At 30.7% G+C, this 6,040-nt stretch carries 7 protein-coding genes and 1 pseudogene; 5 read left to right on the top strand and 3 right to left on the bottom strand.

The window, feature by feature from the left end; genetic code table 11:
- Positions 1 to 125: 125 nt before the first annotated feature.
- Positions 126 to 353 carry a hypothetical protein gene (locus Q0Q96_RS06040; protein ID WP_293872334.1) on the bottom strand — a complete coding sequence of 76 codons (228 nt, stop codon included), beginning with the start codon at positions 351 to 353 and terminating at the stop codon, positions 126 to 128.
- Positions 354 to 601: 248 nt separating this feature from the next.
- Here Q0Q96_RS06040 and Q0Q96_RS06035 point away from each other — a divergent pair.
- A pseudogene (locus tag Q0Q96_RS06035) lies at positions 602 to 922 on the top strand (helix-turn-helix transcriptional regulator); the annotation flags it as partial.
- Positions 923 to 1,097: 175 nt separating this feature from the next.
- On the opposite strand, the gene Q0Q96_RS06030 reads toward Q0Q96_RS06035, so the two are convergent.
- Positions 1,098 to 1,673, bottom strand: a complete 576-nt coding sequence (locus tag Q0Q96_RS06030) for a hypothetical protein (protein ID WP_293872333.1) — start codon at positions 1,671 to 1,673, stop codon at positions 1,098 to 1,100.
- A gap of 465 nt (positions 1,674 to 2,138) precedes the next feature.
- Here Q0Q96_RS06030 and Q0Q96_RS06025 point away from each other — a divergent pair, with 465 nt between their 5' ends.
- Entirely contained in the window at positions 2,139 to 2,354 is a 216-nt protein-coding gene (locus Q0Q96_RS06025) for a hypothetical protein (RefSeq protein WP_293872332.1), read from the top strand.
- Positions 2,347 to 2,619 (top strand): type II toxin-antitoxin system YafQ family toxin, encoded by a 273-nt coding sequence (locus tag Q0Q96_RS06020; RefSeq protein ID WP_293872331.1) that lies wholly within the window; start codon positions 2,347 to 2,349, stop codon positions 2,617 to 2,619. Before Q0Q96_RS06025 ends, Q0Q96_RS06020 begins: the two co-directional genes overlap by 8 nt.
- On the opposite strand, the gene Q0Q96_RS06015 is transcribed toward Q0Q96_RS06020, so the two are convergent.
- Positions 2,616 to 3,749 carry a hypothetical protein gene (locus Q0Q96_RS06015; RefSeq protein WP_293872330.1) on the bottom strand — a complete coding sequence of 378 codons (1,134 nt, stop codon included), beginning with the start codon at positions 3,747 to 3,749 and terminating at the stop codon, positions 2,616 to 2,618. The two genes, Q0Q96_RS06020 and Q0Q96_RS06015, sit on opposite strands and share 4 nt — an antisense overlap.
- A gap of 23 nt (positions 3,750 to 3,772) precedes the next feature.
- Here Q0Q96_RS06015 and Q0Q96_RS06010 point away from each other — a divergent pair, with 23 nt between their 5' ends.
- Together Q0Q96_RS06010 and Q0Q96_RS06005 are read left to right on the top strand one after the other, a co-directional pair.
- Positions 3,773 to 4,909: an acyltransferase gene (locus Q0Q96_RS06010; RefSeq protein WP_293872329.1), complete on the top strand. Its 1,137-nt coding sequence runs from the start codon at positions 3,773 to 3,775 to the stop codon at positions 4,907 to 4,909.
- A complete protein-coding gene (locus Q0Q96_RS06005) occupies positions 4,899 to 6,011 on the top strand; it encodes an acyltransferase (RefSeq protein ID WP_293872328.1) in 1,113 nt (370 codons plus the stop codon). The genes Q0Q96_RS06010 and Q0Q96_RS06005 overlap by 11 nt, the downstream gene beginning before the upstream one ends.
- The last annotated feature ends 29 nt before the right edge of the window (positions 6,012 to 6,040 follow it).

Below are 6,040 nucleotides of genomic sequence, written 5' to 3'. Positions count from 1 at the left end.
GCAATAAGTTTTTTTTTCAAAATATCAAGTAGAATTTAATATTAGTATTAAGCAATTTTAAGGTTTATTAAAAAAAGTCTGAATTGTTTTATTAAGAATTCAGACTTTTTAAATAAAATTAACGGTTATTGAAGGCAAAGAGTTTTTGTTAACGTTCTGTTATGAAATGTAAGTACTCCACCACCTCTATCTGAGTCATAGCCGTAATCGAAATTTTCCCAGACACCTGATGAATTCTGAAGGCAAATATTTCCTGGCCCCGTTGGAATACCACCACCATTTAACATAAACATCTGTTCTCTTTTTAAAGCTTTGTCTTGAAATTTGTCTAATTGTAAACTTTCTAGTTTCATAATTTCTAAAATTTTAATTATTAAATAATTTTTTAAAAACCATCTAATCAATTATTTTATTAAAACAACGTGCACTTTGCGATTAGCAAAACAAATGTAAAGATGATTTTAAGTTTATCAAAATTGTAAATTATTTTTCAAAATAAAAATGCCATTTTCAGCAAATTAATTGCACTTTACAGCATTTTTAATAACTTTGATTAAAAGAAAGGACAATCATGATAAAACAATAACTAAAAGATACACGTGAAAAAAGATTTTCACAAGAGGAATTTGCTTTCAAACTCGGCATGGATACCTCAAACTATAACCGCAGAGAAAACGGTATTACCAAAATATCCAAAAAAGAATGGGACAAAATGGCAAAAGAACTTAACGTGAAACTAGAAGAAATTTATCAACCAGATGATGGTGTTTATATCATTAATAACGAAAATGCATCAGGAAACTATTCTGGAAGTCATAATTTCTTTAACTCTGAAAATGATCAGTTTGTTTTTGAAACCATGAAAAAATACATTCATAAACTCGAAGAAGAAAACGCAACTTTAAAAAACCAAATAAAATAGCCCAACGAAAATGGTTTCATTGGGCTATTTTCTTAAATAAACCTAAACTTTACGCAACCTTCACACCACCATCTTTAATCTTTGCCGATCTCATGCGCTGTATAACTTTAACCGAGGTATATTCATCCTGAATAACTGTTCCTTTAAAAACCAGTTTCCCATTCCTAACTATTTTTCAAATCATTTTCAACAGTTCTTCATAATGACCTTGGTTAGCATCTGTTAACTTTTTACGGTTATTAATAAGCTCATTCTGAGTCTGGTTTTTTGCGGTCATACTCACTTTATAATCAGTCAAAGAACCCGCAAAACCAGCATCCATTCCCTGAGCAACTAGTGCAACTTGGTTAGAAACAACAAACTGTCTCACACCCTCAATTTTCAAAATAGCACCTTCAATATTGCCATTAAACAAATCATTCTTCAAATCGGTAACAATACCAGCATTCAACGAAGCATCTTTAAAATAAGCACTCAAAAAATTCAAATCTTCATTCAATCTTTTAGCTTCTTCATACAAACTGGCGGTCACTCCCTTCTGACTTTCAGTAAGTATCAAACTACTTTCTAGTTCCTTTACAAAATTTAGCTTTGCAATAAACTCATCTTTAAAAGAAGCATCCAATTTCGAAAACCTACTTCTAATAACATCAAAATCACGAGTATAACTCGTTAAAACAAAATCGCCAAAAGCACTAACTTCCTCATTTCTAACATTTGCATTCATAATAATTAAATTTAAGTGAAACATCTAATACAATTTTAATAGCACTACAATATCAAAATTAAGAATGCAAAACGTATGCCTTCAAATATAAAAAGCAAGATTTTAACCAATATTTAACACAAATCCAATCAAGCTAAAAAACCATTTCTCTCTATATTCAATCTCTTTTTGTAACCCAAAGCGTCTACCTGTCGGCAAACAGGCAGTTGAGGGGGCAATCAGCAAGGGTTATAGAGCAATCAATTGGGGTTTATAAATATCAAGTTGGGGTTATGAACTAACCAGTAAGGGTTATTTAGTTCCCAATAAGGGGTTTTAAGTAACCAGTCAGGGTTTTAGTCTATCTAGGTAGGGTTTTAATCTATCTAGGTGGGGTTTTTTACTAACAAGTCGGGGTTGTTAAGTATCCAGTCAAAGAAAATGTTACAGTAAAAGCCGGGCTGGGGAAGAAATAAAATGAGTATCTTTACATAATATAAAGAAACAAAAATGACTACAATAACTTTAAAAATTAACAAAAACACCAAAGCAGGAAAACTACTTGCTTCATTGATTGAATTGTTAAGCAAAGAAGCAAATGGCGTAGAAATACTCGAGAGTAATTCAAAATCAGGTATTTCAGAGGCATTTGATGATGTTAAAAGTGGTAAAATAAACTCATATAAAGACAGTAATGAGTTGTTTAAAAAAGTTTTGAATGTATAAAATTATAACTACTAATAGGTTTGAAAAAAGTTTAAAACTTTGTAAAAAGAGAAACTATGATTTAAGTTTATTAAAAGTTGTCATTGATGAATTAGCTTTAAAAGGAAAACTTCCTTCACAATATAAACCACATAAACTTTCTGGAAATTATAAAAATTGTTGGGAGTGTCATATTAAACCTAATTGGCTTTTAATTTGGCAACAAAATGACCAAGAATTAATATTGTTGTTTATGGATACAGGAACACATTCGGATTTGTTTTAATCCTTCCCCAACAATCCATCCAACTCCTTATCATAAAAAAACAAAAACATACTTCCCATCATATCTTGATTTTCGGATGTAGTATTGTTTACGTTTAATATAATTTCGTAGTCGTGATTTTTGTATAACCAAATCCCTTCTTCGGACAAAAAAGGTTCAATGCTAGTTAAGCCAATTTTCCCTTTGTGATTTACAATTTTGCTAGTAAAAACACACTTCTTTATTGTTTTATCAAATAAGGATATTTGAGTAGCAAACGGATGAACATGAATCGCCGCAGCATGCAAACGCAAACTATCCTGAATTTCCAGTTGATTATTCACAGAACTTCTATACGTGTTTTTTCCAACAGGAATTACCCAATGACCAGATAGTTTATTACCGTGCCCATCATCATAAGTATGATTCTTAGTTTCAACCGGAATACATTGATTGGTTCCTGGATCTAATGGTGATTTATACGGATCAGATTGATTATAAGAAAGCATGATAAAAGCTGTTCGGCTCATCAATGGTTTCAAATTTTTCTCTCTTGTATAGTTGATATCAACTTCATGCCGTATCCAAAAATTTGCATCAAGAAGATTGTGATTTAAAGATTGTGTGGTTACATACAAAAACTCATTTCCTTTCATCGGAACACCATAACCACTAGGAAAACTGAAATTTTCCATACCATGTGAAAGTGATGTCAGTCGTGGATAATGCTTACCAATTCGATTTTCTAAATGTAATGAACTGTAATAATTCACGTCATTAAAATCAATATTCGTATGACAAATAAAATCCTTTGAAATTGTTTGCAGCGATTTATTATCAATCGCTTTTACGTGAAAACCTGTAAGCCAAATTAAAGTCGAATCTTGCGAAAGTTGCACATAATTAGACGCTTTCGGACCTTCCATCGACTTGTAAATACCATCAATATAAAATTCAGGCGAAATCATTTTATAGGTTTCTAATTTATTTTCGACTTTCCAATTTGGATTTACAACGCCTAATTTTTCAAACAAAAACGACTTCACAATGGCTTTATGACGGTTGGACAATTGCCAATGCCAAATTCCCGCGCCAATAAAAGCTACCAAAAACAAAACTCCTAAAATTTTATATATCTTTGATTTTCTCATGATTGTCAAAATTACATTTTTATATGAATGATAGAAAGCAAATAAGTACAAAAAGATTTTTTGGTTTAGATTTTTTGCGCACCCTTTCTATAAGTTTGCTGCTGTTTTCGCATTCCTCCTGGATTTATAATTCACATGCTTTATTAGGTAAATTACAAGATGCTAGTGGTTTTTTAGGTGTCGAATTGTTCATTGTTTTAAGCGGATTTTTAATAGGAGGTATTCTTTACAAACAATATCTTCATGATAATTATAGTTTAAAAGATGCGCTTTTGTTTGTCTCCCGAAGATTAATGCGAGTCCTGCCTAGCTACTATTTGGTTGTTTTTATACTAGCAATTGTATTTCTGTTATTTAGATTTTCGATAGCACCCGTTTGGAAATATCTTTTGCTGATTCAAAATTTTGCCACGCCTATTGCTGCTTTCTTCCCAGAATCGTGGAGTTTACCCGTCAAAGAAATCGGTTATATTTTTGTAGTGTTCTTGTTATTGATTTCCTCAAAAATAGTGTGGCAAATTTCAAAACGCTATATGTTTTTATACATTATAGTTGGATTAATAATCGCCACATTTTTATTGAAATTATATTACAACATATATTCAACAAATTTAGATTTAAAACAGTGGAGTTTTGAAGTTCGTTCTGTTGTTATTTACAGGATTGATTCAGTTTTGATTGGTGTTCTTTTTGGCTATTTTAATCATAATTATAAAGAATTTATTGTAGCAAAACGCAAGTTATTTTTTGTGGTTGGCGTTGTTTTATTTTTACTCTTAATTTTGTGCATTGTAGTTTTCAAATTGAGATTAAATAATGCTTCCTGGTTCTGGAATATCTGTTGTTTGCCATTAGTATCCTTGATGATATGCATGTTTATTCCCTATTTGTTAAACTGGAAAACGCCTTCGCAAACACTTCGAAAAGTTATTACTTTCATTTGTAATATTTCCTATTCCGTCTATTTGGTGCATTACAGTTTGGTGCTTTTTCTAATGAAATATTTTATTGAAACAAAGAATTTCAATCTTTGGCAATTAAACGGTTTTGCTCTTCTATACTTGTCAGTTACCGTTGGATTGAGTTATTTAATGTATACTTTTTTTGAAAAACCAATCAATGAATATCGAGCTAAAAATTTCAAGCTAAATGACAAATAATACAACACACAGGGTTTTTGGATTAGACTTAATGCGGGCCATAGCAATTACAATGGTGCTGTGTTCACATATTCTATGGATATATAATCCGAATGATGGAATAATTCGTCATTTATTTGCCCTTTTTGGATTTTTAGGTGTTGAATTTTTCTTTGTGTTAAGCGGTTTTTTGATCGGTAGGATACTTTACAAAATCTACTTGAAAGAAGATTTCACTAGTAAAATCGCTTTTGGATTTCTCAAAAGAAGATGGTTCAGAACATTACCCAATTATTATTTGGTGCTGCTTATCAATAGTATAATTACAATGAGTTTGGGTTATTCAATGCCAAATTTTGGGTTGTATTTTGTATTTCTACATAATGGTTTTTTCAAAATGTCGACGTTCTTTCCCGAATCATGGAGCTTGTCTGTTGAAGAATGGGCCTATTTTATTTTGCCATTTTCACTGTTGTTATTTTCGCTTTTTTTCAAACCAAAAAACAAGAATAGATTCTTTCTGATTATTACCTTGTTTCTAACTACATTATTCGTTTTTTTTAAAATTAGTTACCAATTTCACAACCAAACTACTACATTAGAGGAGTGGAATGTTTCTTTAAAATCGGTGATGATTTATCGGTTAGATGCCATTTTCATAGGAGTTATATGTGCTTGGATTAGTATTAATTATTCTAATAATTGGAGGAAATTTAAAGTCTCATCAGTATTAATTGGAAGCTTTATAATGCTTTTCATGTATTTCGGAATGGGTTATTTACGAATTCTTCCCGAAACATGCCCTTATGTTTGGAATGTAATTTATCTTCCTTTAGCATCACTCTCTATTGCCTTTTTTGTTCCTTTCTTTTCTCAGTTGGAGATGTCAATTTCATTCATTAAACGTCCAATTGTTTTTATTAGCAAAATTTCTTACTCAATTTATCTGCTTCATTACAGTGTTTTGCTGCAATTATTCATGTTTTTTTTTGATAAAGAAAAAGCATCTTTGCTACAACTTCATTTCTTAACCGCAGTTTATCTTACAACTACAATTGTAATATGCTATCTTTTTTACCGTTTTTACGAAAAACCAATGATGGATTTGAGAGATAAAAATTAAGAATAGTCATTTTATAAAGCTTTATTTAT

Source organism: Flavobacterium sp. (assembly GCF_025352015.1).
In the GTDB taxonomy this organism is placed as follows: Bacteria; Bacteroidota; Bacteroidia; order Flavobacteriales; family Flavobacteriaceae; genus Flavobacterium.
The sequence above is the reverse complement of the archived record's forward strand: the minus strand, read 5'-3'. Positions and strand labels throughout refer to the sequence as shown.

What these genes read in the sequence shown, in the direction of transcription:
- Q0Q96_RS06005 (WP_293872328.1), top strand. Translation starts at nt 4,899, where the DNA reads ATGACAAATAATACAACACACAGGGTTTTTGGATTAGACTTAATGCGG.
- Q0Q96_RS06015 (WP_293872330.1), bottom strand. Translation starts at nt 3,749, where the DNA reads ATGAGAAAATCAAAGATATATAAAATTTTAGGAGTTTTGTTTTTGGTA.
- Q0Q96_RS06025 (WP_293872332.1), top strand. Translation starts at nt 2,139, where the DNA reads ATGACTACAATAACTTTAAAAATTAACAAAAACACCAAAGCAGGAAAA.
- Q0Q96_RS06010 (WP_293872329.1), top strand. Translation starts at nt 3,773, where the DNA reads ATGAATGATAGAAAGCAAATAAGTACAAAAAGATTTTTTGGTTTAGAT.
- Q0Q96_RS06030 (WP_293872333.1), bottom strand. Translation starts at nt 1,673, where the DNA reads ATGTTTCACTTAAATTTAATTATTATGAATGCAAATGTTAGAAATGAG.
- Q0Q96_RS06040 (WP_293872334.1), bottom strand. Translation starts at nt 353, where the DNA reads ATGAAACTAGAAAGTTTACAATTAGACAAATTTCAAGACAAAGCTTTA.
- Q0Q96_RS06020 (WP_293872331.1), top strand. Translation starts at nt 2,347, where the DNA reads ATGTATAAAATTATAACTACTAATAGGTTTGAAAAAAGTTTAAAACTT.